This is a genomic window from Robbsia andropogonis, assembly GCF_000970345.1.
Taxonomy (GTDB): Bacteria; Pseudomonadota; Gammaproteobacteria; order Burkholderiales; family Burkholderiaceae; genus Robbsia; species Robbsia andropogonis.
Genome location: NZ_LAQU01000011.1, coordinates 110,352 through 135,163, shown reverse-complemented (window position 1 = coordinate 135,163; position 24,812 = coordinate 110,352). Strand labels below are relative to the sequence as shown.

The following is a 24,812-nucleotide window of genomic DNA, read 5'->3' as shown; positions in this document are numbered from 1 at the left end:
ACGGCTGGTGTCTGATTCGTTGACACATGACGCTTTATTTCACCGACGAAACCCCCGCCAGCCGGGGCGCTAGCGAAGGCACAGCTCTTGCATGACACTCCTTGCCAACTGGAGGAGTGAATCATGCAATCCATATCGATGTATTCAAGCCAGCGCTTTGTCGGCGCGGTCCTTTTCTCCGCACTGCTCGCCGCGAGCACCAGCGGTGTAGCACAAACCACCCCCGATGGCACAGCGCTGCCCCCTCCGGCAGCGGCTGCTGGCTTGCCACCACCCGGTCCGGGCATCGCGCCACCGCCACCGGCTGCCGACGGCACGGCGGTCAATATCCAAGGAACCGTCTCCCGCTTTCTCATCAACCCGGATGGCGATGTAGATGGTTTCCTGACAAGCGATGGCGGACTGGTGCATTTCCCCCCGCACCTGAGTACCCAACTCACCTCGGCCTTACGACCGGGAGACAGCGTGCAGATCAGCGGATGGCGTAATGGCGGCGGCGAGATCACGGCGCAGCGGATCATCAACATGAGAAGCAATCAGCAATTGGTCGACCAGCCGCCGCAACCTGGTGCCTTACCGCTTCCGGGTCCGTTGCGTGGCGATAGGTTGTCCCGTCTGAGTGTGCAGGGCCGAGTGGCACGTATCACGACTGCGCCGCGCGGTGAGCCTGATGGTGTGATCCTTGTGGATGGCACCGTCATCAAACTCACGCCGCCCGTCGCGCAGCAGTTCGCGGGCATCCTGCGCTCTGGTGCGTTGGTCGCCGCAGAGGGCTACGGCTCGCGTAATCAGTATGGCACCGCGCTACAGGCCACGGCATTCGGTGCGCCCGGCAACCTGACCCAGCTCTACGATCGCATGCCACCCAGCCCGTGATCGGTGCGACGAGAAAGTCGCTTTTAACCATTTCCAACGAGGACAAGCAATATGCATTGGATTGATCCACAGAGTCTTCCAGAGACACGCGGCGTGGTGACACGCTTTCTGCTGAACTCACACGGCGAAATCGACGGCCTGGTACTTGGCACAAGACGATCGTCTCAAGTCCACTGTCCACCGCACCTGTCATCGCAGATTGCCCGAAACGTGAAGTTGGGCGATACGATCCGCGTGCGTGGCGTCAAGCCGCGTGGCGTGGACATGATCGCGGCGGTATCTCTTGTCACGGCGGGCGGCAATGTCATTCTTGACGAAGGTCCCGATCACCATGGTCAGAAGCATCAGAAGCCGCACGTCGAACACAAGCCGATGCAGGTCAGCGGCGAGGTGCTGTTGTCGTTGCACGGCCCGAAGGGGGAGTTGCGCGGCGCGTTGCTGGACGACGGCACGTCACTGCGCATGCCGCCGCATGCTGCTACCGAGCTGGTGTCGTACCTTACACCGGGCACGCATGTCCAGGCGTGGGGGCACGGTGTGGCAAATCGGCACGGTCGCACGATGGAGGTAGAGGAGATCGCCGAGCTGGTCGAGGCGGGGTCTGATGACAGCCTCGATACACAGGAGCTTTGACATGTTGAGCTGGGTGCATTTCGGCGACCTTCACGCGTCTTCCGATGACGGGTTCAAAAGCCTGAGCGTACTGCAGGAGATGGTTGGGTTGGTGAATCGCCATTTCAGTGAGCGCATCGATTTCGCCTATTTACCGGGTGATAACGCGAATAATGGTACGCCTGAACAGTTCGAACGCATCCGCGACGCGCTGCGCGAACTGAACGTACCGCTCCATGTGATTCCCGGCGATCACGATTTTGAGCCGGGGCACCTGGGTGCATTTCAGGCATTTGCAAATGCACCGTTGCCCACGTCACGCATCGTGAAGGGCCATCGGTGTCTGTTCCTGGATGTCGTATCGGCGGGAGGCGGTGGACCCGATTTCAGGCTTTCCGCGCCGGATCGCCAATGGCTCAACGAAGAGCTCGAACGCGCGACGCACGATCGCGGTTCACCGGTGGTGTTCATGCATGCCTACCCTGGCGATCTTGTCGATGGTGGGTCGCTGGCTTGCGCGTTCGCTTACGCGAACGTTGCCATCGTCGATACCGGACATACGCACTACAACGAACTCCTCAACGATGGGTATGTCATTTATGCTGCCACCCGTTCGACGGGACAGATCGAAGAGGACGATGGGTATCCGGGCTTCGCCGTCGTGGCCGTGGACGGACCCGCCGTGAGCTGGAAGTTTCACCGGCTCGACGCCGGGTTCCCGTTCGTCATGATCACGCAGCCATCAGATCGACGAATGTATCGCAAGCACTTCGGTTTGTACGCCACGGAGGCAAAAGCGCAGGTACGAGTGCTGGTTTCCAACGACGACGTGGTATCGGTCTCCGCTGACCTGGACGGCGTGCATTTCGCGCTTGCGCGAGTCGCGGACGAACCAGGTGTATGGCAGGCACCCCTTCCTGCGGTGACGTCGATGCACCGTCGCGCCCTGAGCGTAACGGCGCGCACCGCCGATGGACGAATCGGCCAGGACGCGATCGAGCTGCCTGGCGCGGATGAGGCAGATCGCAACCCCAGTCCGCCGGATTCGCTCGGTACCGACGTTCACGCGGTTGATGCCTGGCCCGAGCATGGGATTATCGGTTCGCAGCTCGGCCCCAATAAGAACGGACATGGTTGGTAATGATCGATGAGTCCTCTATTTGCGCTTGTAGCGTTGAACTTCTTCATGGCCGATGTGCAGAACGGCCTTGGCCCGTTTCTAAGCGTTTTCCTGCAAGCGCACGGCTGGCTGCCCGGCGCGATCGGCACGGTCATGACCCTCGGTGGCATTGCCGGCATGTTGGCCACGTCACCTGCCGGTGCACTCGTTGATGCGACCCGTCACAAGCGCGGCCTGATCGTGGTTGCTGGCATAATCATCGCGCTTGCGGCACTTGCGCTGTGGACGTTTCCGCGTTACTGGATGGTCGCGGGATCGCAAATACTAACGGCGATAACGGGCGCGGTACTCGGTCCCGCAATTGCCGGCATAACCCTTGGCATGGTGCGCGATGGTGGTTTCGACCGGCAATTCGGGCACAACCAGGTCGCCAATCATGCTGGCAATGTTGCGGGCGCGGCGTTATCTGGCTGGCTTGGCTGGCGTTATGGGTTTGGCGCGGTATTCGCGCTGGTAGGGGTATTTACCGTGCTGGCCATTATTTCGACGCTGCTCATTCCACACGATGCCATCGATCACCGCCGTGCACGTGGTCTTTTGTCCGAACCCGACGCATCTGGGCCGGAGCAAGTAAAGGGTTTCTACGTGTTACTGTCGTCCAGACCCTTGTTGCTGCTCGCCGCCGCGCTCGCGATATTTCATCTCGGTAATGCGGCCATGCTTCCGCTTTATGGCTTGGCAATCGTGGCCGCACACAAGACCGATCCGAGCGCCTTTACCGCCCAGACCATTGTCATCGCGCAGTTGGTGATGGTTATCGCTGCCTGTTTCGCCAACCGCCTGGTTAGTCGTATCGGTTATTGGGGGGTGATTTTAATCGCATTCCTTGCGTTGCCGCTGCGCGGCGTGGTGGCGGCGATGTTCATGAGCACGTGGGGGGTGTGGCCGGTGCAGGCGCTTGACGGTATCGGTGCGGGTCTGCAAAGCGTGGTCGTGCCAGCGCTCGTCGTTCGTCTGTTGAAGGGAACGGGGCGTGTGAACGTCGGCCAGGGCGTGGTCATGACCGTGCAGGGCGTTGGCGCGGCGCTGAGTCCCGCATTGGGTGGGATGCTCGCCCAACACTTCGGTTTTGCAACCGCATTTCTCGTGCTCGGTGGGATATCTACCGGATCGATCGCGCTGTGGCTGTGCTTTGGGGCAACCCTCAAGAAAGCCTGCGGCAATAATCACGAACGCGCTATCGTGCCCCAGGGCAGCGGTACCACTGATCAGTCTCTTCCTACATGAATTCAATTTTTTTATCTTGGGGTATTGCCCTGGCGGCGACAGCCGGTGTGATTTTGCGTCCTTTCAAATGGCCTGAGGCAATCTGGGCCGTGGCCGGTGCCTTGCTGCTTGTCGTGCTTGGATTGCTCCCTGTGTCTATCGCCTGGGACGCAGTTGGAAAGGGCACCGATGTCTATCTCTTTCTCATAGGCATGATGCTGCTCTCGGAGCTGGGTCGTCGTGAAGGGTTGTTCGAGTGGATCGCGGCGATTGCGGTGAACCATGCAAAAGGTTCGCCGCGTCGACTCTTTCTGCTGGTGTATCTCGTCGGTGTGGTGGTGACGACGTTTCTCTCGAACGATGCGGCGGCGGTCGTGCTGACACCCGCGGTTTTCGCCGCGGCCAAAAAAGCGGATACGAATCCGATGCCGCTTTTGTATGTATGCGCGTTCATCGCCAATGCGGCGAGCTTCGTATTACCGATATCGAACCCGGCTAATCTCGTACTCTACGCAAACCATCCTCCCGCGCTGGGCCTGTGGGTGGCGCGGTTCGCCGTACCTTCAATTCTGTCGATCGTCGCGACATTCGCGATGTTGCGCTGGACACAACGCGGCGACTTGGTGGGTACATGCGCGCGCGATCTACCAGTCGAGAAGCTTAGCGCAGCCGGAAAGGTGACGCTCGCCGGTATCTGCCTCACCGCCATCGCGCTGCTCATCGTCTCCGCTTTCGACATGCAACTGGGTCTGCCTACCGCCATACTCGGCATCCTCACGGCTGTCGTCGTGATGGTAAAGGAACGGCAGTCTCCGTTCGCGCTCGTCCGCGATATCTCGTGGAGCGTCCTCCCACTTGTCGCGGGATTGTTCGTGCTCGTGGAAATGCTCGTGCATACCGGTGTCATCGCAAGACTGTCAGCGTTGCTTACGATGGCCGTGCAGCACAATCCTTCTGGCGCGGCGGTGGTGTCCGGCGTCGCCGTCGCGTTCGGCAGCAATGCGATCAATAACCTGCCTGCCGGATTGATCGCCAGCGCGACGGCGCTGTCCGCGCATAGTCCCGAACGGGTCGTCGACGCCTTGCTGATAGGCGTGGATCTCGGACCAAACCTGTCGATTACGGGTTCGCTTGCCACGATCCTCTGGCTTTCGTCCATCCGCCGGGAAGGAATGGACGTTGGCTTTATGCAATTCCTGAAGGTCGGCGTGCTTGTGATGGTGCCCGCACTCGTGCTGGCGCTGGGTGCAAGACTTCTGATCTCGTGATTTCTCGCTTTCTAGATTGCAGACATCGAAAGAACGCTTACAGGGAAGAAAAATGAGCCAGGCTTGGATTTATCTGTTCATTATCATCGGCGGTGTTCTCCAGGCGGCCGGCGCGCCGATCAACGGGCAGCTCAAGGGCGCGCTCATCAACCCCTGGCTTGCTACCAGCGTGTCGTTCCTGCTTGTCACTTTCGTGGCGATCGCCGTATTGTGCGTGCGGCCGACACCGGTCCCGACACTTGACGATTTGCGAGGCATGAAGTGGTGGGCGCCACTGGGTGGCATCGTGGGTGCTGTTGCGGTGGTGGCCGGTTTGACGTTGGTGCAGAAGGTGGGAGTAGGAACGCTGAATGGGCTGACCATCTGCGCGAACCTTGTTGCCTCGGTCGTGATCGACCATTTTGGCCTTATCGGCGTGGCGGACCATCCCATTACCTGGCTGCGTCTGCTTGGCACGGTATTGATGGTGGCGGGCGTGTCACTGGTCATGCGTTTTTGAGCTGCTTGATCCGGCGGCGGCGTTGCCGCCGACCATCCAACGCCGTGCGCCGATGTGACTGCTCCCGAGCAGTGCGAAACAGCGTGTTTCCTCAAGATATCGTGCGCGAGCAACACGCCCATCAGGCGTCGTCATGCGTCTCATGGGAGCGCTGTTTTCTGCCCATACATCTGCTCGCAAAATCCCGTACTTGCGCCAAGTTTACGCGATAGGTCCGAAGCAGCCTTCAACTGCACGCCATCTAGATCGCCCGATGCATGCGCCGCTTCGAGACGAGACGCCGGGCCCGAGAGCGTGAGCGCACCCATGAACGCATTGCCCTCGCCAAACACCGGCGAGGCAAACGCGGCCGTATGGCGGTCGCGCGCGCCTGACGTGAAAAGCGGCAGCGCAGGTTGTGGCGTGTCGGCACGAGACTGCAAGCCCCAGTAGGTCAGCACCTGACTGATCGCGGTGCCATCGAGTGGTAACGCGGTGCCGGGCAGGCGTGTTTCCCGAAGGCCCTCCGACGGTTCTGCCCTGAACAAGCAAAGCCGTTGCTTCTTCGAGATGACGTACCAGGACGCACTTTCCTTTGTCGCCGCCGCCAGTGCATGCAGCACGGGCTGGATCACCGACGACAAGTGGAACGACTGCTCGTACAGCTTGCCGAGAAACAGTAGTCGCGAGCCGAGGGAGTAACTTCCGTTATCGGCGCGGACGGCGTAATTCATGCGCTCCAGCGAATTCATCAACCGGTAAACCGTGGTCTTGTGAATGCCGGAGGCCTGAGCCAGCGCGCTCAATGACAGTGACTCGGTGCCCGGTTTGAAACAATCCAGCAAGGCAAGCGCCTTCTCCACCGCTGCCACCCCATCGTTTCCCATTGTCGTTCCTCCCAAAAAATACGCAGACCATTGTACAGGGTAAAACACGTGTGCGCCTGGTAAAGGGGTAAACGCTAATGGAAAGTGCGCGGTGCTAAACGATATAGTTGTTTCGACAGGTACATTATAAGTGTACTAGGTAAAACAAACGATTTCTGGAGTGTGAATTATGCAGCGATCATCGAACGCTTCGGCACCCATCACGCGTGACTTTGAACGCGTTTCTGCCGAACAGGTTGCGGACGCCTCTCAATTTCAGGCGGCGATTCTGGCTGATGTCGCAGGTCGTCGCGGCACTTTGCACGGTCGTGTGCAACCTCTGTCGTCCACGATGAAAGTTGCAGGCCCGGCACTGACCGTCGAGGTAAGGCCGGGAGACAATCTGGCCATTCACGCAGCATTGGCGATTGCCAGACCCGGCGACGTCATCGTCGTAGATGGCAAGGGAGATTTATCGGCGGCGTTGATCGGTGAAATCATGGCAACGCAAGCCCAGGCCACGGGCATTGCGGGATTTGTGATCGATGGCGCCGTGCGTGATTCACATGAACTGGCGCAAGGCACTTTCCCTGTCTTCGCGGCGGGTCTGAACCCGGCGGGCCCCACGAAAAGCGTTGCCGGTCGTGTCAACGCACCGATCTCGGCGGGTGGGACGACCATTTATCCCGGCGATCTCGTGGTCGGCGATGCCGATGGCGTGGTGGTGATACCGCGTCACGATGTTGCGCCGATCTTGCTTGCGGCTCGTAAGAAAGTGGATGCCGAGACCAAGCGGATCGCGTCGATCAAGGCGGGAGACACTCGTGCGAGCTGGCTCGAGAAGGCATTGCGCAGCGTGGACATGCTGGGCGAAGGCGAGACACTGTGATGCCGAACGGACAATACAAGCCAGTCGTGCTGGTGACCGCGGCGGATCTCGCGTCGCAGGCGCTTGATTTGCTGCAGTCGTTCGATGTCGTATTTGCCGGCAAGCAGCCGAATGAGGACGATATCGTCCGCCTGTGCGAGAAACACAATCCCGTTGCCATCATCGTCCGTTACGGAAAGGTGAATGCACGGATCATGGACGCCGCGCCGGCGTTGCAAGTCATCTCGAAGCATGGGAGCGGCATCGATGTCATTGATCAGCTTGCCGCCGCGCAACGGGGGATTGCCGTACGTGCGGCCGCAGGCGCGAACGCAGCCGCGGTGGCCGAGCATGCCTGGGCGCAAATTCTGGCATGCGCGAAGGCGGTACCGTATCTCGATCAGCGGATGCGTGCTGGTCATTGGGACAAGTCGACGCACAAATCGATCGAACTCGAAGGCCGCATCCTCGGGCTCATTGGGTTAGGTGCGATTGGACGACGCGTTGCCGCGATCGGTCTGGCATTCGGGATGAAGGTCATCGCCTACGATCCCTACGCCAAGGCCGCGCCGGATAATGTCTCGCTGGTCGAACTCGACACCGTGTACCAGTGCGCGGACGTGGTATCGCTGCACTGCCCGCTGACGGATGAAAATCGCCGCATGCTGAACAAGGACACCTTCGCGCGCTTCAAGCGCGGCGCGATCCTGGTCAACACCGCGCGTGGCGGTTTGGTCGATGAGGCGGCGTTGATCGATGCGCTGGCGGATGGCACGCTCCAGTGCGCCGCGCTTGACAGCTTCGATATCGAGCCAATGGTCACGCCGCACCCACTTCGTGATATCGGTAACGTCATTCTGTCACCACATATCGGTGGGGTCAGCGATGCGGCTTACGTGAACATGGGGAAAGGTGCAGCGATGAACATTCTCGCCGTATTGGACGAACGCGCGCAGACGGCGAACTGACCTGCAACATCAACGATGCTGACAGTGAACGAGAGCTTACATGTTTTTGCTTAACGCCCCGGAAGTGCGCACCGCCGACGTGTTTTCCCGCATGCCCGATCGTTTTCGACGCGGCGATGTGCTTACCGACTGGGCTCGCGCGAATCGCGGTGGCCGGCCGGTCGATTCCTTCCTCGAAGGCCCGGTGTGGGCGCCGGACGGCACGCTCTATGTAACCGACATCCCTCACGGCCGGATTTTCCATATCGGCCTGTCGGGTGAATGGGAATGTATCGCCGAGTATGCGGGCGAACCGAATGGTATGAAATTGCTGGATGATCGTCATTTACTGATCACCGACTATCGCAATGGCCTGATGTTGCTTGATATCGTTCGCGGAGAGATACGCTCCTATCTGTCGCGTCGCAACAGTGAAGGATTCAAAGGCGTCAATGACCTTACATTCGATAGCGTCGGCAATCTCTATTTCACTGACCAAGGACAGACAGGCCTGCACGATCCGACCGGTCGTGTGTACCGACTGAGCCCTGCGGGCAAGCTCGATATGCTGCTTGGCAACTGCCCGAGCCCGAACGGTCTGGTGTTGTCTCCCGATGAAAAAGTGTTGTTTGTCGCCATGACGCGCGGTAACAGTGTCTGGCGCGTGCCGTTACAGGACGACGGGTCGGTCAGCAAGGTGGGCCAGTTCTTTACATCCCATGGTCCGAGCGGCCCGGATGGCTTGACGATCGATAGCGCCGGCCGTCTGTTTGTCGCAAACCCAGGCCTTGGCCGTGTCTGGGTGCTGAATGATCGCGCCGAGCCGGTGGTCGTCCTCAACAGCCCCGAAGGTGCATCGTTGACGAATCTCTGCTTCGGCGGCACGGATATGAAGACACTATTCATGACGGAGTCGACCAGCGGCACCGTTTTGACGGCACGGATGAGCATGCCGGGCGTATTGCCGAAGCGTGGCCCACCGCAGACCTGATTTCTGCGCGTCATACCTGCGCTGACCGCGGCAGATCCGCGGTCGACACCACGATCATTGGGGCGATCGCGGCAGCCATCCCAAATAAGTCGTGCTCAATGAAGCGCGATGCAGGAGACAATCATGAGCGTTTCGCAAATCGTTGTCGCTAATGCGGCGAATGAAAGCGCACAAGGCGCGATGCTGTCGGCGGCGCAACATGATGCGCATGATCTGAGTGAACGAGCGCTGAAGAAGGCCTATCGGCGCATCTTGCCTTTTATTTTCCTGTGTTATGTCGTCAGTTATCTGGATCGCACCAACGTTGGGTTTGCCGCGTTGACGATGAATCGTGATCTCGGTCTGACGGCCGAACAATTCGGTTTTGGGGCAGGGTTGTTCTTCATCGGTTACTTTATTTTCGAGATACCGAGCAACCTGGCCTTGCAGAAATTTGGAGCGCGTCTCTGGATCTCGCGCATCATGATTACGTGGGGTGTGTTTTCCATGCTGACGGCGTTTGTCGTTGGCGCGAAAAGTTTTGCGGCGGCACGGTTTCTCCTTGGCATCGCGGAAGCGGGTTTCACGCCTGGAATCTATTTCTACTTCACGCTCTGGTTTCCTGGCGAGTGGCGCGCCAAGATCACCGCGGCATTCCTGGTAGGGATTCCGGTGGCGAACATGATTGGCTCGCCGATTTCGGGTGCTTTATTGCAGTTGGGCGGCATGTACGGACTGCGCAGTTGGCAATGGCTATTGCTTGTCGAGGGCCTGCCCGCGGTGCTGCTCGGCATCGCCTGTCTGTTCGTGTTGACGGACCGCCCGGAAAAAGCGACATGGTTGACCGACGCTGAAAAGGCGAGCGTGGCACAACGCCTCGCCACTGAACAACTATCCATTGCGGCAAGACATGGTGCGACCCTGCGAGGGGCATTGACGAATTGGCGTGTGTTTGTGCTCGCCTTTATCAACTTCTGTGGCATTGTCGGCTCGCTCGGGGTTGGTTTGTGGATGCCGCAGATCATCAAGCAGCTTGGGGTCGATCACGCGACCGTCGGATGGTTGACCGCGCTGCCTTATCTGATTGGTGCGTTCGTCATGCTGTTGTGGGCCCGGTTGGCACGACGGGCACGGAATCGCGTCCTCTATATTTCCGGTGCGCTCATCATTGCCGCATGCGCGTTGACGGCGAGTGTATTCACGAATGTACCGGCGCTCAAACTGGCCGCGTTGTGTGTCACCGTCAGTGGCATTCTCGCATTCCAGGCCACGTACTGGGCCATTCCGTCGGCGTTCCTGAGCGGGCGCGCGGCCGCCGGTGGTCTGGCGTTGATCGTGTCTATCGGCAATCTGGGTGGCTTTGTCGGACCCTCGATGATCGGAACCCTGAAGCAGATCTCCAACGGTTACACCGTGCCGCTGATGGCGGTATCCGCCGTCATGCTCATCGGAGCGTTCACGATGGCGTTGCTGGGCGATCCCGGAAAGCGGAGCGCGTGATGCATTTTGACGATGCGACGCTTTCACCATTGCGCGTTGCCAGGCATGCGGATCGGACTGCCACCACGTGCCCGCGCGGACCACACGCAGCATACCGTTGTCGCACGGCCTTTGCGAGCGATGCCTACCGTAGCGCCTGTCATGACGTGATCAATCGGAAATTTCCATGAAATCATCAACGGGTATTGGTGCAGGCGATACAGATGACGCGTCGGCGGCAGAAGACGTCGCGGCACGGCGCTACAGCAGCATCACGCGTACCGAGTGGCGCTCCCTGTCGCTGGCGGGCCTCGGCTGGACATTCGAGAGTTACGATTCGTTTCTGCTATCACTGCTGTTGCCGGTACTGGCCACGCAGTTTGGGTTGTCGAAGGCGGAAGCAGGACTATTCACCAGTGTGACCGCCGCGGGTCAGATATTTGGCGGCATCGTTTTCGGATATGTGTCGGATCGTATCGGCCGCGTGCGCACGGCCATGTTATGTATCGCCGTGTATTCGCTGTTCTCCGGCTTGTTGTCCCTGGCGCCCAACGGAACCTGTTTTGCAATCTTGCGCTTCTGCGGCGCGCTCGGCATGGGAGGCATGTGGACTGCAGGTGCTGCACTGGTTGCGGAGACGTGGCATGCGAGCCGTCGGGGCAAAGGGGGAGCGCTGATGCAGATGGGGTTGCCGGTGGGCGCTATCCTGGCGATCTTTATCTCAGGGTTGGTGGGCCATGTCTACGGCAGCCTTGCCGGTAATGGTTGGCGCCTACTGTTCCTGATCGGCGCGCTACCGTTTTTCATCCTCTTCCTGGTTGCGCGCAACACGCCGGAACCAGCGATCTGGCGGCAGCGTAAGAACGCGGAAAAAACCGAGGCCATCGTGATCGGGCCCGAGGCCAAGGCGGACGTGCGAGGGCTCGTATTGGCGTTTGGTTTCATATTCTTTTTGCAGTATTTGTACTGGGGTGTCTTTACCTGGACGCCGACCTTCCTGCAAGTCGTCAAGCACCTCGATTTTGTCCATAGTTTGAAGTTTGTTTTGGCATTGCAATGTGGGGCCATCGCTGGTTTCCTGCTCTTTTCAGCGCTTGTCGACCGACTTGGTCGTCGGCCCATGTTTCTTGCCTATCTACTTGTTGGTGCCGGGGCGGTAGCGGTCTACATCACGTCCAACGCATCGTTGCCGTTAATGATCGCCATCTTCCTGACAGGCTTCGGCGTCAATGGCATCTTTGCCGGATCGGGACCTTTTCTTGCAGAGATCATCGGTGATACCAAGTCCCGTGGCTTTCTGATGGGACTTGCCTATAACGGGGGGCGCCTGGGCGGCTTCCTGGCGCCGCTCGTCATCGGCGCATTGGCCTCGACTTCCGGTGGTTTCACCCTTGGATTGGCCACGACGATTGTTGCCTTCGCGGCGGCGGCGGTCGTGGTCCTGATGGCACCGGAGACACGTGGGAAACGCCTGCGATAAGCAAGGGCGTGGCATTGGAACATCAATAGAAAGTGAGAGATTCGATCATGCAAGATAACGACCGTTCCCCCGTCTCCGACGTCGAACGCAGAACCATTCGCAAGGTCGTCTGGCGCCTCGTGCCGTTCTTGATGGCATGCTATCTGCTGGCTTTCATCGATCGTGGTAACGTTGGCATGGCGTCGCTCCAGATGAACCATGACCTGGGCATGTCGGCAACCGTATTCGGCTTTGGCAGCAGCCTCTTCTTTATCTCGTATTTTCTATTCGAAGTTCCCAGCAATCTGGGATTGCAGAAATACGGTGCGCGGGCCTGGATCGCCCGGATCATGATTACCTGGGGGCTTGTCTCCGCCGCGACGGCGTTGGTGCAGAATGCGGCGTCATTCTATATTCTTCGCTTTCTGCTGGGCGCCGCCGAGGCCGGTTTCTTCCCAGGTGTATTGCTTTATCTGTCGTATTGGATACCGGCGACGTATCGTGCACGCATCATCGCTGTTTTCATGGTGGCCATTCCCGCGGCAAGTTTTATTGGATCGCCCATTTCCGCAGCACTATTGCAAATGAATGGGGTCGGTGGCTTGCGTGGATGGCATTGGCTTTTTTTGTTGGAAGGGATCCCCACTGTATTGCTTGGTGTGGCATGCCTGTTCTATCTGACGAACAAACCGACAGAGGCAAGCTGGCTTGATGATGAAGAGCGTACATGGTTGCTCAACGCGCTGGCGCATGAAAAAAAAGCACCAAAGAAAGTAGCGTCGATGCCTTTGGGAAAGCTTTTCCTCAACCGTTACGTCCTCTGTCTTGCACTTGTCGATACATGCGCTTCGGCCGCAGGCAGCACGTTGTCCGTGTGGCAACCGCAATTGTTGAAATCGTATGGTTTGACGGTAATGCAGACCGGGTTGCTGAATTCGGTTCCCTATTTGCTTTCATCGGTGCTGATGGTGTATTGGGGAAGACGTTCCGACCGGCTGGGCGAACGCCGATGGCATACCGTGGTGCCCATGCTGCTGATCGGCGTCGGGCTATTTGCGACCTCGCTCAGCGCCGCCTTGCTCCCTACCGTGTGCATGCTTTCGGCGGTGCTCGTGGGCGCCTACGCTTTCAAAGGGCCGTTCTGGGCATTGACAGGGAGCATCTTGTCAAGCGCAACTGCCGCCGCTGGTCTGGCGGCGATCAACGCGCTGGCTAATCTGCTTGGCGGGGGATTAATGGTCAACGTCTACGGTTGGGTGAAGGATGCGACCGGCAGCTACGCGTTGGCGTTGCTGCCTCTCGCAATCCTCACACTGATCAGCGTCTTTACCTTACTGGTTCTGACGCGCAACGGTCCGCAAGCAAAAGTCGTTCAACAAACAGAACCGGTCTGAATGATGTTGCCCATCACGAGACGAGGTTTCATGCGCGATGCCGGCCTGGCGGTTGCGGCATTGACGCTACCGGCCATGCCGATCCGCGCGCAGCAGGGTGAGACCTGGTCGAGCGGTAGCGAACGGGCCATTTTTCACATGCCGGAAGGTGCGATTGATTGCCACATGCATATCTACGACGACCGTTTTCCGGTCGCGCCGGGGACGACATTACGGCCACCGAACGCCGTCCTCGCGCAGTATCGTAGCGTGCAAGCCCGGCTAGGCGTGAAGCGCAATGTCGTGGTGACGCCTTCCACCTATGGTACCGACAATCGATGCATGCTGGACGCGCTACGGCAATGTGGCGATGCCGCGCGCGGTGTTGCCGTCGTCGATGATACGGTTACCGATGCCACGCTTCAGCAGATGGATCGTGATGGCGTACGCGCCATCCGTTTCAACTTGAGCTACCCTGGCGCCACCACGCTCGACATGCTCGCGCCGTTGGCCAAGCGTATTGCCGTACTCGGTTGGCATATCGAGTTAGTCGTGCAGGGTACCAGACTGCCGGCGCTCGAATCGCATCTTGTGGCCTTGCCGTGCCCATTGGTACTCGACCACATCGCACACTTGCCGCAACCTGACGGGTTGAATTCGGATGCCTTTCGTACCGCCGCGCGGCTGGTGGAAAAAGGCAATGTATGGGTGACATTGTCGGGTCCATACATCGATACGAAGACGGGCGCACCGGCGTATGAAGACGTCGCGCTGGTTGCAAAGGCGTTTATCAGAATGGCGCCTGAACGAATGCTCTGGGGTAGCGATTGGCCGCATCCAACGGAGAAGACACATAAGCCGGACGATGCTGCCTTACTGGACACGATTGCAGCATGGATAGGTCGTTCCGATTGGCAGGAACGCATTTTTAAAACGAATCCCGCGGCGTTGTATGGATTTGCTTGAGGCGTGGTGACGCGATAACCGATTTTATCGTGGCATTTCGATCGATGCCGGACTTTATCCGGCACGCCTAGCCACGAGATTTGCGTTCCTGTATCACGGCAGGCGCGACGCGTCGAGTCGTGAGATGATCACGCTTCAGAATGTAATGACCGTCCGCAAACCAACCACGGTTTCGTCTCCGATGCGCGACCCGGCTTTATTCGGATTCGGAATGCCGCCGCCCGGTCTGAAGATATGTTGCAAGTCGGCTTGCAACTGCCACCAAGGCGTGACCTGGTATTGATATGTCGCCTCTACCACAGTCTCCGCACTGCGCACTGGGTAGCCGGGTGTCGTGTAGGTGCCGACGGCGCTGTCGAGCGCGCGCGCATGCGAACCGATCTTCGCATAGCCGACCGCGATACCCGCGGTGTCGTTGTCACGTCCTGCGAAGGGGGCTTTCAGTGTGACACCCGCGTTGAGCGCAAAATCGACGACGTTACGATCACCGGGCGCACCCATTACGCGTGCGAATACCCCGACCGCGCGCGGGCTATCGGCGCTGGGCCGCCATACCATCTGGTCCGCTACACCGTAGAATCCATAGTCGCCGTGATGGCTGACCGGCACGCCGTTGCTTGCCGGATTTGCCAATGACAAGCCGTCGGTACCATTGCTGAGGTCGTCGAAATGCTGCGACTGATACCAGAAACCGAGCTTGTAAGTGCCTGGCAAACCTGCTGGCGGTGCTGCTTTCGGGTCAGCCGGCGGCGCGTTCAACGCGTACTGGACTTCACCAATGACGAGCGCCCCGCTGCCCAGGTTGAAGTTCGTGCCGTGTGCATTGAATTGCTGTGCATCGCCGCTTGCGCGACCCGCCGGGTTGCCGTCGAACACCCCGGTCAATACGGTCCACGAAGCGGATGGCTTTACCCGAAGCCGCACGCCGAGCGACGACAGCGGATACGCGGGGCCACCGCCAGGAAGGTCTGAAGATACCAGCACGGGCCAGCCGAATGTGCCGTTCATGAACGGGGTCGCATATTGGCTCACCATGAATTCCTGGTCGAGACTCTGCTGACCCACTTTCACATCGGCTTTACCATCAAAAAGCGTTTGCTGATACCAGAGTTCCCAGAGACGGGTTGTCGCATCTGCTTCGATGCCGCTAGCAGCCTGCAGCGATTGCAGGTAGCGCTGCGTGAGGTTGGTGCCATGGATCTGCAATCCAGATACGTTGAATGTGCCACCCGGCAGGCCGACCAACTTGCCGGTATCAACGGTGAAGCCGAATTGCGTGAGCCCGTCGTAGGCGCCGCCGCGATGCGTGCCGCCGGACGTGTTGTAAAGGTACTCGCTGGTTTCCTGAAGGGTCAAGGTAATGCCGTGATCGCCGAGAACGTCGCGCAAGCCGCCTATGTTGCCGAGAAGGTTCGAGCGCTCCCAAAAACTGGTGGGGGCGGGCGCATCCGCATCGGGGGTCTGTGTTGACGTCGTGCTCGCATCACTTGCACCGGACGATGGCTCGGCAGTGGATGCCGCGCCTTGCGCGAAAACAGGTGCGCAGGCAAGTGACAGCGTCAGTGCGGTGAGTGCGTTCAGACGGAACCTGCGCGAGACGAGATCGATATGATTCTTCACGTGACTTCCTTTTTATATTGCTTAGTTATACGTAACGAATGCATATCCAAGGAAACCAAGCTTGCCGAGATAGGGCGATACGGTTGCTCACGGCAGCCGGGCGGCAGCGCTGGGGACGTGCTTACCCCTAGCGCATGCGGCGCGACCTGCAGTTGAAACGTAACGAAGCGTGCAACGAAAGGACCGACTGATGCTGATCCGGAATGACGCGCGCTAACTCGACAAATGCGAGCTAGCGGCAAAGGGGTACACCCTGGGCGGCTGCTATCTCGCGGTGGCTTGGCCGGCTTGGACCGGCATCGAGGGGCAACTAGGGCATATGTCCACGGCGGGACTCCAGGGTTTACTTGCGGCGGATTGTATTCCCAATAGTTGTGGGGGCGCAAGTGAAAAAGAGATAACAACGCCGGTGTGGTAAGTATGTCGCGTCGCGTATGAACGAGGTACGCCACAAGGAAAAGCCGGTTTGTGGCCCGAAGTGCACGCACCCGCGTTCGCGCCAAAGGATTTCGGGTAAAGGGCGGAAAGGCACGGTTTCCGTCGCCTTCCCTTCCTTATCCTTTCGTCGCACCAAATGTCAGACCAGCGACAAAATGCCGTTGCATCGCGAAAAACATGAAAATCGAGGGCAGGGCCGCAAGAACGGAGCCGGCGGAGACGAGATTCCAGGCAGTTACCCATTGTCCCTTCAGTGCCGCGACTCCCACAGTCAACGGCGCGGCGTCATCACCTTGGGTTAGGCAGAGCGCCCAGAAATAGTCGTTCCACACAAAGGTAAAAACAAGGATGAACAGGGCGGCCAGTGCCGGTCGGATCAATGGCAAGATAATCTTATAAAATACGGTCCACTCATTCGCGCCTTCGATGCGAGCCGCTTCGATCAATTCAAACGGCAGCTGCTTGATGAAATTCCTTAAAAACAGCGCGCAAAATCCGGTCTGAAACGAAATGTGAAATAGAATGAGCGCACCGACAGTATTAAATAAGCCGAGCTTCAGCGATAAATCGCGAACGGGGATCATCAGAATCTGGATCGGCACGAAATTGCCGGCGACAAACACCGCGAACAAGGTCGTGTTACCGCGGAATTTATAGGTGGCTAAGGCGAATCCCGCCATGGCGGCCAAACTGATCGAGCCCACGACGGACGGCACGGTGATCAGCACGCTATTCCAGAAATAATGCAGCATGGGTGATGTCGTCAATGCATCGCTATAATTTGCAACCATTGCGAAATGTCGTGGCCAGCCCCAGTAGTTCCCTTCCGCCAGTTCGTCGGATGAACGCACGGAGGTGACCAATACCGCAATGAGCGGTAGTAACCAGATGACCAGGGCCAGTGGTAACGATAATTTATAGAAAGTGCGATTCAGCGGCCGCCATTTCGCAATCGGCATGGGAAACATAGTGTTCTCCGTTCTTGAAGAGATCGGTTTTCAAGTTTCCTGACGCAGCAGGCGGCGCAGGTGATACACGATATAAATCATCATGATCGCAAATAGGGTTACGGCAATAGCCGCCGAATAGCCTAACCGGTAGTATTTGATTGCCTGGTCGTACATGTAATAAGCCAGTACCGTCGAACTTTGGTATGGGCCGCCACCGCTCATTACCGCGATCAGATCGAAGCTGCGCAACGCACCGATAATCGTGACGACCACCGCCATGAAGGTAGTAGGACGCAATTGCGGTAACACGACATACCACAACATCGCCCATCCTCGCGCCCCTTCCATGCGAGCTGCTTCGATTTGTTCGGCATTCAGGGACGTCAGACCCGTCAAATACAAAATCATGCAGTATGCCGTTTGCGGCCATAGTGCCGCAAAGATAATGCCGAACGTGACGTAGCGGGCATCCCCCAATATCGGAATACCATGTCCGAGAAAAAGTTTTAGCAAGCCGAAAGTCGGGTCGTAAAACCAGGAAAACATCAATCCGACCACGACGCCAGAGAGGACGAATGGCGCAAAAAACAAGGATTTGACCAGACGGATGCCGGGCACCACTTGATTGAGATAAAGGGCGACGGCGAGCCCCATGGGCGGTGCCAGTAAAAACAGAATCAGCCAGATCAGATTATTTTTGAGGGCCGTATAGAACGTATCCGAATGAATGAGTTCCGTATAGTTCGCCAACCCGACAAACTCTTTGGGTGACATCCCGTCCCAGTTATAGAAACTCAATGCGATTGAAGACAGGATCGGCCACACGACGTAGACCGCGATCATGATGCATGCCGGCGCCAGGAACAAAAACGCCGCACGCCGCTGTTGCCGCGACACCGCACTTGTGCGGCTAACCCGCTTCGCGCGTCGGGTCGGCGCGGCATCGGACACCTTCATGGCCTCCAATTTCATTCGGACACTCCTTAGGCGCTATTTATGATAAATACGCTTACGAGCCGCTTCAAGGCGCGCGAGAATGGCATCGATCTGCGAAGGGTTCGACATGAATTGCTGCATGCCTTCCATGCCGATATCCGCCATCTCCTTGGTCATGTCCCGATCGTAGAATTGCGCAATACCGCCTTTCGTGTTCGACAGAATCTGGAAGCCGATCTTGGAAATGGGATCGTCAGGCGGAGGCGATTGATTGTTTGCGGAAAGCGATCCCAGGCCCTGCGCAAGCTCGGCACCGATCTTTGGTGTTTCTACGAAAGCAAGGAACGTATGCGCATCTGCCTTGTTCTTGGCCTTTGCCGGGATGTGCAGGGATTCGACTGGTCCATCCTCGGCAGTTGGCACCTTTGGATCGATGATGGGAAACTGAAAGTAGCCCATTTCGGATTTCACGCTGGCTGGAAAGCCCGCCGCCACAAAGGTGCCCATCAGCATCATCGCCGCCTTGCCCTGATAGAGGAAAGGCTGAACGGAATCCAGGTCGTATGACAGCGAGTTGTCGATAAAGACCTTCGCATCGATCAATTGCTTCCATGCTGCATAGACCTTTTTGACGCGCGCGTCCGTGTAGGGTATCTCTCCCGACATCAGTTGCTGATGGAATGCGTTGCCGTTGATACGCAAATCGAGGTAGTCGAACCAGCCCGCGAGGGTCCAGGCGTCCCGTCCCGCGACCGCTATCGGCGTGATACCTGCTGCCTGCAGCTTTTTGCAAGCATCCAGGAATTCGGCCCAGGTCTTGGGCTCGCGTGCGATACCGGCTTTCGTGAACAAATCTTTACGGTAGAACATGCCCCAGGAGTAGTAAACAGTGGGGGCTGCGTATTGCTTTCCTTTGTACGATGATGCTTCCTTGGTGGACGCATACATCGCGTTCCAATTGTTTTTGCTCCAGTCCGCGCTCAGATCCTCGAAAAGATTACGTTGCGCGTAATAGGCCATTCTCTCGCCGTTGTGCCATGTGACCACATCAGGAGGAGAGGTCGATAGCCACCCGGGAAGCTGTACCTTGTACGCTTCCTCGTCAACAAACGAGACCTTAAGGTCAATGCCGGGATGAGCGGTCTTGAACTGATCGAAAATGCGCTGCCAGACCGCGCGCTGACTGGCTCCTTTGAATGCCACATTGATCTCGAGCGTCGATGCCTGGACGGCGTTGACCATGCCAAGATTCAATGCGGTAGCGCTTATCGCGATAGCTGCAGCGCTTACCGCGACCTTTGCAGTAAGACGACCAGCGATGTGAGAGGCGGCGTTGCTCACGACATGGGTGGCGTGCAGCGCGATGACACGGGAAGTCACGCGCCGCGCGCGTTCGAATGTGCTATAGAGGCTGCGCACTGCGTCCTGGGGATACATGACGGGTATTTTCATCTTGCTTGTCTCCGGATATCGTATTTTTTATCTATCGTTCCGACTGGTTACATCTTGCCTTTACTACGCCATGCCAGCAACTGGCATGCATTACCACGGCATGGCGCATCCGCGTGGGCCTACGCCGGTGTTCGACGGAAAACAGCGACTTGTTGCGGCGCCACGTGACGCTCCCCGATGACGAAATCATGGATTTCCCCTGCCGCCGGCACGATGTCGTATGGAACGTGTCCGTAGTTGACGATGTAGGTAAGGCCGGCTAATTCGCTGACACGCACGCCTTCCGGCAAATGCATTGTCGTGAGGCCTGCCGTGGTAGCGGCTTGTTGGAACAGTGACTGCGTCAACGAGGGATCAAAGAGGCTTGCGAAATAACGGACGTGGCCGTATCGCAACACCGCGGGAAGACCGTCGGAAAATCGCGCATCAACATCCACATCGGCACCCGCTTCGACAAAATCTCGCCAGTGTCGCGCGCTACCGCCGTCTACGGGTTCGGTTACGTTAGGGCGAAGCGACTCGACACGCCACACGCGAATCGGCAGTATCGATGTCAAATTTCCGGGTGGTAACGCTGCCGGGATGGTCAGATTGACTGTCTTGGACCCGGTGCGCGGACCGATGACGACTTCCACCTGGGTTGCGGCCAGACGCGTCAGTTGTACGGCAAGATCATCTGGCACGATCGGCAACGGCGGTACGACAATCATCCGGTAGCCATCGAGCTTTGCATTCGCCGGGACGATATCGACATCCAATCCAAGACTACGCAATGCGCTGTAGTACTCAAACGCGAATCGGGGGTAATGGAAATCTTGACCCTGCGGATGAATTTCGAAAAGCCATTTCGATTCATAGTCCCAAATCAGCGCCACGCGATGGGCGCGCGACTGTTGCGACATGGGCGTAACGACGGCTGTGCCGACATGCTGCTTGAGGAGACGAATTTCTTCTGCTACCTGCCGCGCCTCATTGCCGCCGACATCCAGAAGGTTGTCCGGCGTGTTCAAACCAGCATGCATCTGCTCCTGCGCAAATGGCGCTTGTCGCCACCTGAAATAGGAAACACATCCGGCGCCGTGCGCAAACGCTTCCCAACTCCAGAGACGTACCATGCCTGGTAATGGCGCGGGATTCCAGTTTGCCCAATTGACGGGACCGGGTTGCTGCTCCATGACCCAGAACGGCAGTTTGCTCATGCCTCGATAGACATCGTGATTGAACGCCGCCAAGTCCGGATGGCCGGTCCTCAACCATTTCGCTTTTACTTCGGGATCAAACCACTGCTCCTCCAAAGCGCCGAGTGGATAGCTGTCCCAAGCCGCGATATCAAGGTCATCGGCAACACGATAATGATCGAACTCCGTGAAGAGTTGCATGAAATTGTGCGCTATCGGACGGCCCGGCGAGACTTGCCGAATGATGTCAACTTGCATGCGATTGAAACGCGCGACTTCATCGGACGCAAATCTACGGTAGTCGAGTCGATGCGACGGGTGGGCTTCGGTAACGGTCCCTATGGGGGGATCGATTTCGTCGAAGTTCCGATACTCCATACTCCAGAAGACGGTGCCCCAGGCACGGTTCAACGTTTGGATATCGCCGTACCGCAACTTCAGCCAACGACGAAAACCTTCAATTGCAGCAGGCGAATAATTCACCACCGTGTGGTGGCAGCCATATTCGTTATCGGTCTGCCAGAAGGCCACTGCCGGGTGATTGCCATAGCGTTTTGCGATGGCCAGGCAGATTTTCGCAGCGGCCTTGTGGTAAGAAGGCGATGAAAAATCGTAATGGCGTCGTGATCCGAAGGCGCGTGTCCTGCCATCGGCACCTATCGCGAGGATGTCGGGATGTTGATCCACCAGCCATTTTGGCGGCGTCGCCGTGGGTGTACACATCACCACCTGCAGTCCGGCCTCGCCCAGTACGTCCACCGCCCGATCGAGCCATCCCCAATCGTATTCACCTGGCACAGGTTCGATCCGGCTCCACGCGAATTCCGCAATACGTACTCGTTCCACGCCCAACGTTTTCATGCGTGCCGCATCTTCGCGCCAGATTGATTCTGGCCAATGCTCGGGGTAATAACAAACGCCAATATGCATGTGTGCTCCTACGCAAATTGATGAGCGGGGGTGTAGACCACGGCAAGACCGTCGTCCGTAAATAAATGGCACGCGTCGGGCGGCGCCATAAATGTGCAGCGTCCGCCTTGGACAATCGACCAGTCACCGGGGGCTTTGGCAATCAGCAGCGTACTGTCCGTGGTTTCCAAATGGAGATAACAGTGTTCACCCAGTTGTTCCACCAATGTGATTGCACGGTTTATCTGGTTGGATCCATGCATGCCATCGGCCACGCTCGGCGCGTCTTTCGGCACCGGATGCAGGTGCTCCGGGCGAATACCTATCGTCACGTGCTGTCCGATCTGCAAACTGGCGAGCGTGTTCGCTGTGGAACGAAGCTTGGGAGCCGCATCGTTTTGCCGGGGTGTTTCCGGTCGAATGTCGACTCGTAACCGCTCATTCGCACCATCGAGTGTCACGATGGCATGATCTGCTCCTGTCTCGCTGACGTGAGCGGACAGGAAGTTCATCCGCGGTGAGCCGATAAATCCGGCAACGAAGCGACTGCGGGGCCTGTGATAAAGGTCGAGAGGCGTGCCGACCTGCGCGATGCTGCCGAATGTCGCTGTGTCGGCTCCGGCATGGAGTAGTACGATCTTGTCGGCAAGCGTCATGGCTTCCACTTGATCGTGCGTTACATACACGACACTGGCCTTGGAAAATTGCTTGTGAAGGCGCGCAATTTCAATGCGCGTCTGACCGCGTAACGTGGCATCGAGGTTCGACAGGGGTTCATCGAATAGAAATACGCCCGGATTGCGCACGATTGCCCGGCCGATCGCGACTCGTTGCCGTTGTCCGCCAGATAAGGCCTTGGGCAAGCGTTCCAACAAGGGTTCGAGCTGCAAGATACGCGCCGCCTCGGTCACCTTGTCATGGATCACGGACTTCGGTGTCTTTGCCAACGTCAGCCCGAACGCCATGTTCTGATACACGGTCATGTGGGGGAACAGCGCGTAGCTCTGGAAAACCATCGCCACGCCGCGTTGTGCCGCGGGCACATCGTTGACGACCTTGTTATCGATCAGAACGGTACCGTCCGTCACATCTTCCAGGCCGGCAATCATCCGTAACAGCGTTGACTTGCCGCATCCGGATGGCCCCAGAAATACACAGAACTCGTGCTCGGCAATATCGAGATCTACATCGCAAATAACTGGCGTGTCTCCGCCGTAGGATTTTTGAACCGATCGCAACGAGATGCTCGCCATGCTGCCGTCTCCATGTTTAAATTCGGAGACGCGGTAAGGTTAAGCGCTTAACCTTGTAATTCGAGAGCGATAGGTTTTTACCCTTAAGGGTAATCCGCCATGCATTCGAAACACGTCTCCAAATACTTTTTATGCGCTGCTTTTTGATGAATGTAGCTCGTTCCCTGCGAATTAGCAAACAGGAATTTGTTGATCGGCGCTGACTATTGAGATGATTATGGCAACGCTTGCAGAAGTGGCCCGGCTCGCTGGCGTGACGGCCGCAACGGTATCCAACGTCCTTCGTGGACGTGGCAAAGTCGGTCAGGAGACTCGCGATCGTGTGCTGGACGCGATCAAGCAATCCGGCTATCGCCCGCACTTGATGGCTCGTGCCCTGGCGGAAGGCCGGCCGCCGACGATCGCACTGATGGTCACCAGTATTGCAAACCCGTTCTATCCCGAATTTGCATTGGCTGCGGAGCGAGCCGCCCGCCGGCAGGGACAGTTTCTCATTATCTGTAATACGGACGAAGATCCGGAGATCGGGCGGGCGTATTTCAACCAGATCGCCGGAACGCTCGCACAAGGCATGCTTGTCATGAATAGCGGTCTGGACGTTGCATCCTTACGTGGGGAGGCGCATCCGGCGCCGGTCGTTCTTTGCATGTGGGAGCGTCCTGATCAGCCGCCGGCACTGCCTTGTGTCGCGGTGGATTTTTTTGCCGCCGCCGTGCTGGCGACAAACCATCTGCTCGCATTGGGGCATCGGCGCATCAGCGCGATCGTGGGTAGTGAGGCGACAGGCATTCACGCAACGCGGTTCGATGGGTTCCGGGCGGCAATGCATCGTGCGGGCGTGCCGTTGTCGGAGAATGATATCCGGTTCACGGTCGATTCAATACAAGGCGGTTATCTCGCGGCACAGGCATTACTCCGTGGGAATCCGCGTCCAACGGCAATTTTCGCGACTAATGATTTGCCAGCGTTGGGTGCCATTGCCGCCGCGACAGACATGGGCCTGTCAGTTCCACGAGATATGTCGGTCATCGGCATTACCGACATTCAACTTGCCAGGGAATCCCGTCCGGCACTCACCAGCGCGGCAATTCCAACAATCGCGGCGGCCGATCTAGCCGTGGAGCTGCTGAGTGAGTTGGTTTTGTTCGGTGATGCAACACCAAACAAAATGCGTATCGCCCCGCCGCCCGTGTTAATGCCGCGCGATACAACGGGACCGAAGCTGGCGGTGTCGTGAGGTCGCCAGCGGCGAACGATTTCTTTATCGATGTGCTGAAATGCACTGATACCGTCAACGCAGCTACTGCCATGGCAAATTAACAATGCATGGCATTATTTGCTACCGCCTGATGAGCCGATACGGCGGTGCGCTGCAATGATCGAACTGGGATACCCCCAGCGTCAACGTCGCATTCATCCGAATGGCCCGCCATCCTCGAGAAGAGGCGACATCGCTGCATAGCGTATTCTCGATCGTTATAAGCATCTAAAAAAATCTTCGTTGACGCGTTATTGCGACCCGGTATGG

Annotated in this window: 21 protein-coding genes; 14 read left to right on the top strand and 7 right to left on the bottom strand. The window is 57.9% G+C overall.

The features are described from left to right. The first annotated feature begins 123 nt into the window (after positions 1-123). Genes WM40_RS12620 through WM40_RS12595 form a run of 6 tightly spaced genes read left to right on the top strand, consistent with a single transcriptional unit; the run spans position 124 to position 5,641 of the window. The gene (locus tag WM40_RS12620) at positions 124-876 is read left to right on the top strand and encodes a hypothetical protein (RefSeq protein ID WP_024903232.1); all 753 of its coding nucleotides are present in this window, start codon (positions 124-126) and stop codon (positions 874-876) included. Positions 877-927: 51 nt separating this feature from the next. Beyond that, positions 928-1,509, top strand: a complete 582-nt coding sequence (locus tag WM40_RS12615) for a hypothetical protein (protein WP_024903231.1) — start codon at positions 928-930, stop codon at positions 1,507-1,509. A 1-nt stretch (position 1,510) separates the two neighbouring features. After that, positions 1,511-2,629: a metallophosphoesterase family protein gene (locus tag WM40_RS12610; protein ID WP_024903230.1), complete on the top strand. Its 1,119-nt coding sequence runs from the start codon at positions 1,511-1,513 to the stop codon at positions 2,627-2,629. A 6-nt stretch (positions 2,630-2,635) separates the two neighbouring features. After that, on the top strand, positions 2,636-3,895 hold the full coding sequence (locus WM40_RS12605) for an MFS transporter (RefSeq protein WP_024903229.1): 1,260 nt from the start codon (positions 2,636-2,638) through the stop codon (positions 3,893-3,895). Next, positions 3,892-5,142: an arsenic transporter gene (locus WM40_RS12600; protein WP_046153007.1), complete on the top strand. Its 1,251-nt coding sequence runs from the start codon at positions 3,892-3,894 to the stop codon at positions 5,140-5,142. The genes WM40_RS12605 and WM40_RS12600 overlap by 4 nt, the downstream gene beginning before the upstream one ends. Before the next feature lie 52 nt (positions 5,143-5,194). Further along, positions 5,195-5,641, top strand: a complete 447-nt coding sequence (locus WM40_RS12595) for a DMT family transporter (protein ID WP_024903226.1) — start codon at positions 5,195-5,197, stop codon at positions 5,639-5,641. 140 nt (positions 5,642-5,781) lie between these two features. Here the strand turns inward: WM40_RS12595 and WM40_RS12590 are convergent, their stop codons facing one another. Further along, on the bottom strand, positions 5,782-6,507 hold the full coding sequence (locus tag WM40_RS12590) for an IclR family transcriptional regulator (RefSeq protein ID WP_024903225.1): 726 nt from the start codon (positions 6,505-6,507) through the stop codon (positions 5,782-5,784). Between the two features lie 169 nt (positions 6,508-6,676). On the opposite strand from WM40_RS12590, the gene WM40_RS12585 reads away from it, so the two are divergent. The 7 genes from WM40_RS12585 to WM40_RS12555 all read left to right on the top strand — a co-directional run bounded on the left by WM40_RS12585 (position 6,677) and on the right by WM40_RS12555 (position 14,548). Further along, positions 6,677-7,375 (top strand): RraA family protein, encoded by a 699-nt coding sequence (locus tag WM40_RS12585; protein ID WP_024903224.1) that lies wholly within the window; start codon positions 6,677-6,679, stop codon positions 7,373-7,375. Next, complete coding sequence (locus tag WM40_RS12580) at positions 7,375-8,322, top strand: NAD(P)-dependent oxidoreductase (protein ID WP_024903223.1); 948 nt, start codon at positions 7,375-7,377, stop codon at positions 8,320-8,322. The genes WM40_RS12585 and WM40_RS12580 overlap by 1 nt, the downstream gene beginning before the upstream one ends. Positions 8,323-8,362: 40 nt before the next feature. Beyond that, positions 8,363-9,292, top strand: a complete 930-nt coding sequence (locus tag WM40_RS12575; RefSeq protein WP_024903222.1) for an SMP-30/gluconolactonase/LRE family protein — start codon at positions 8,363-8,365, stop codon at positions 9,290-9,292. Between the two features lie 180 nt (positions 9,293-9,472). Then, the gene (locus WM40_RS12570) at positions 9,473-10,771 is read left to right on the top strand and encodes an MFS transporter (protein ID WP_046153028.1); all 1,299 of its coding nucleotides are present in this window, start codon (positions 9,473-9,475) and stop codon (positions 10,769-10,771) included. Between the two features lie 166 nt (positions 10,772-10,937). After that, on the top strand, positions 10,938-12,230 hold the full coding sequence (locus WM40_RS12565; RefSeq protein WP_024903220.1) for an MFS transporter: 1,293 nt from the start codon (positions 10,938-10,940) through the stop codon (positions 12,228-12,230). Between the two features lie 47 nt (positions 12,231-12,277). After that, positions 12,278-13,603, top strand: a complete 1,326-nt coding sequence (locus WM40_RS12560) for an MFS transporter (protein ID WP_046153006.1) — start codon at positions 12,278-12,280, stop codon at positions 13,601-13,603. A gap of 3 nt (positions 13,604-13,606) precedes the next feature. Beyond that, the gene (locus tag WM40_RS12555) at positions 13,607-14,548 is read left to right on the top strand and encodes an amidohydrolase family protein (protein WP_024903218.1); all 942 of its coding nucleotides are present in this window, start codon (positions 13,607-13,609) and stop codon (positions 14,546-14,548) included. 135 nt (positions 14,549-14,683) lie between these two features. On the opposite strand, the gene WM40_RS12550 is transcribed toward WM40_RS12555, so the two are convergent. The 6 genes from WM40_RS12550 to WM40_RS12525 form a co-directional block, all read right to left on the bottom strand. Next, the gene (locus WM40_RS12550) at positions 14,684-16,168 is read right to left on the bottom strand and encodes a carbohydrate porin (protein WP_024903217.1); all 1,485 of its coding nucleotides are present in this window, start codon (positions 16,166-16,168) and stop codon (positions 14,684-14,686) included. 554 nt (positions 16,169-16,722) lie between these two features. Beyond that, positions 16,723-17,574 (bottom strand): carbohydrate ABC transporter permease, encoded by an 852-nt coding sequence (locus WM40_RS12545; protein ID WP_024903216.1) that lies wholly within the window; start codon positions 17,572-17,574, stop codon positions 16,723-16,725. A gap of 30 nt (positions 17,575-17,604) precedes the next feature. Next, positions 17,605-18,528, bottom strand: coding sequence for a carbohydrate ABC transporter permease (locus WM40_RS12540; RefSeq protein WP_024903215.1), 924 nt, complete (start codon positions 18,526-18,528; stop codon positions 17,605-17,607). An 18-nt stretch (positions 18,529-18,546) separates the two neighbouring features. Next, positions 18,547-19,944 (bottom strand): ABC transporter substrate-binding protein, encoded by a 1,398-nt coding sequence (locus WM40_RS12535; protein ID WP_236693492.1) that lies wholly within the window; start codon positions 19,942-19,944, stop codon positions 18,547-18,549. Positions 19,945-20,063: 119 nt separating this feature from the next. Next, the gene (locus tag WM40_RS12530) at positions 20,064-22,052 is read right to left on the bottom strand and encodes a beta-galactosidase (RefSeq protein WP_024903213.1); all 1,989 of its coding nucleotides are present in this window, start codon (positions 22,050-22,052) and stop codon (positions 20,064-20,066) included. 8 nt (positions 22,053-22,060) lie between these two features. Beyond that, on the bottom strand, positions 22,061-23,284 hold the full coding sequence (locus WM40_RS12525; protein WP_046153005.1) for an ABC transporter ATP-binding protein: 1,224 nt from the start codon (positions 23,282-23,284) through the stop codon (positions 22,061-22,063). Positions 23,285-23,501: 217 nt separating this feature from the next. Here WM40_RS12525 and WM40_RS12520 point away from each other — a divergent pair, with 217 nt between their 5' ends. Then, the gene (locus WM40_RS12520; protein ID WP_024903211.1) at positions 23,502-24,521 is read left to right on the top strand and encodes a LacI family DNA-binding transcriptional regulator; all 1,020 of its coding nucleotides are present in this window, start codon (positions 23,502-23,504) and stop codon (positions 24,519-24,521) included. Positions 24,522-24,812: the final 291 nt, after the last annotated feature.

Bases quoted from the DNA above. Each gene is read 5' to 3' on its own strand.
- WM40_RS12620 (WP_024903232.1), top strand. From the start codon at position 124: ATGCAATCCATATCGATGTATTCAAGCCAGCGCTTTGTCGGCGCGGTC.
- WM40_RS12615 (WP_024903231.1), top strand. From the start codon at position 928: ATGCATTGGATTGATCCACAGAGTCTTCCAGAGACACGCGGCGTGGTG.
- WM40_RS12610 (WP_024903230.1), top strand. From the start codon at position 1,511: ATGTTGAGCTGGGTGCATTTCGGCGACCTTCACGCGTCTTCCGATGAC.
- WM40_RS12605 (WP_024903229.1), top strand. From the start codon at position 2,636: ATGAGTCCTCTATTTGCGCTTGTAGCGTTGAACTTCTTCATGGCCGAT.
- WM40_RS12600 (WP_046153007.1), top strand. From the start codon at position 3,892: ATGAATTCAATTTTTTTATCTTGGGGTATTGCCCTGGCGGCGACAGCC.
- WM40_RS12595 (WP_024903226.1), top strand. From the start codon at position 5,195: ATGAGCCAGGCTTGGATTTATCTGTTCATTATCATCGGCGGTGTTCTC.
- WM40_RS12590 (WP_024903225.1), bottom strand. From the start codon at position 6,507: ATGGGAAACGATGGGGTGGCAGCGGTGGAGAAGGCGCTTGCCTTGCTG.
- WM40_RS12585 (WP_024903224.1), top strand. From the start codon at position 6,677: ATGCAGCGATCATCGAACGCTTCGGCACCCATCACGCGTGACTTTGAA.
- WM40_RS12580 (WP_024903223.1), top strand. From the start codon at position 7,375: ATGCCGAACGGACAATACAAGCCAGTCGTGCTGGTGACCGCGGCGGAT.
- WM40_RS12575 (WP_024903222.1), top strand. From the start codon at position 8,363: ATGTTTTTGCTTAACGCCCCGGAAGTGCGCACCGCCGACGTGTTTTCC.
- WM40_RS12570 (WP_046153028.1), top strand. From the start codon at position 9,473: ATGCTGTCGGCGGCGCAACATGATGCGCATGATCTGAGTGAACGAGCG.
- WM40_RS12565 (WP_024903220.1), top strand. From the start codon at position 10,938: ATGAAATCATCAACGGGTATTGGTGCAGGCGATACAGATGACGCGTCG.
- WM40_RS12560 (WP_046153006.1), top strand. From the start codon at position 12,278: ATGCAAGATAACGACCGTTCCCCCGTCTCCGACGTCGAACGCAGAACC.
- WM40_RS12555 (WP_024903218.1), top strand. From the start codon at position 13,607: ATGTTGCCCATCACGAGACGAGGTTTCATGCGCGATGCCGGCCTGGCG.
- WM40_RS12545 (WP_024903216.1), bottom strand. From the start codon at position 17,574: ATGTTTCCCATGCCGATTGCGAAATGGCGGCCGCTGAATCGCACTTTC.
- WM40_RS12540 (WP_024903215.1), bottom strand. From the start codon at position 18,528: ATGAAATTGGAGGCCATGAAGGTGTCCGATGCCGCGCCGACCCGACGC.
- WM40_RS12535 (WP_236693492.1), bottom strand. From the start codon at position 19,944: ATGAAAATACCCGTCATGTATCCCCAGGACGCAGTGCGCAGCCTCTAT.
- WM40_RS12530 (WP_024903213.1), bottom strand. From the start codon at position 22,052: ATGCATATTGGCGTTTGTTATTACCCCGAGCATTGGCCAGAATCAATC.
- WM40_RS12525 (WP_046153005.1), bottom strand. From the start codon at position 23,284: ATGGCGAGCATCTCGTTGCGATCGGTTCAAAAATCCTACGGCGGAGAC.
- WM40_RS12520 (WP_024903211.1), top strand. From the start codon at position 23,502: ATGGCAACGCTTGCAGAAGTGGCCCGGCTCGCTGGCGTGACGGCCGCA.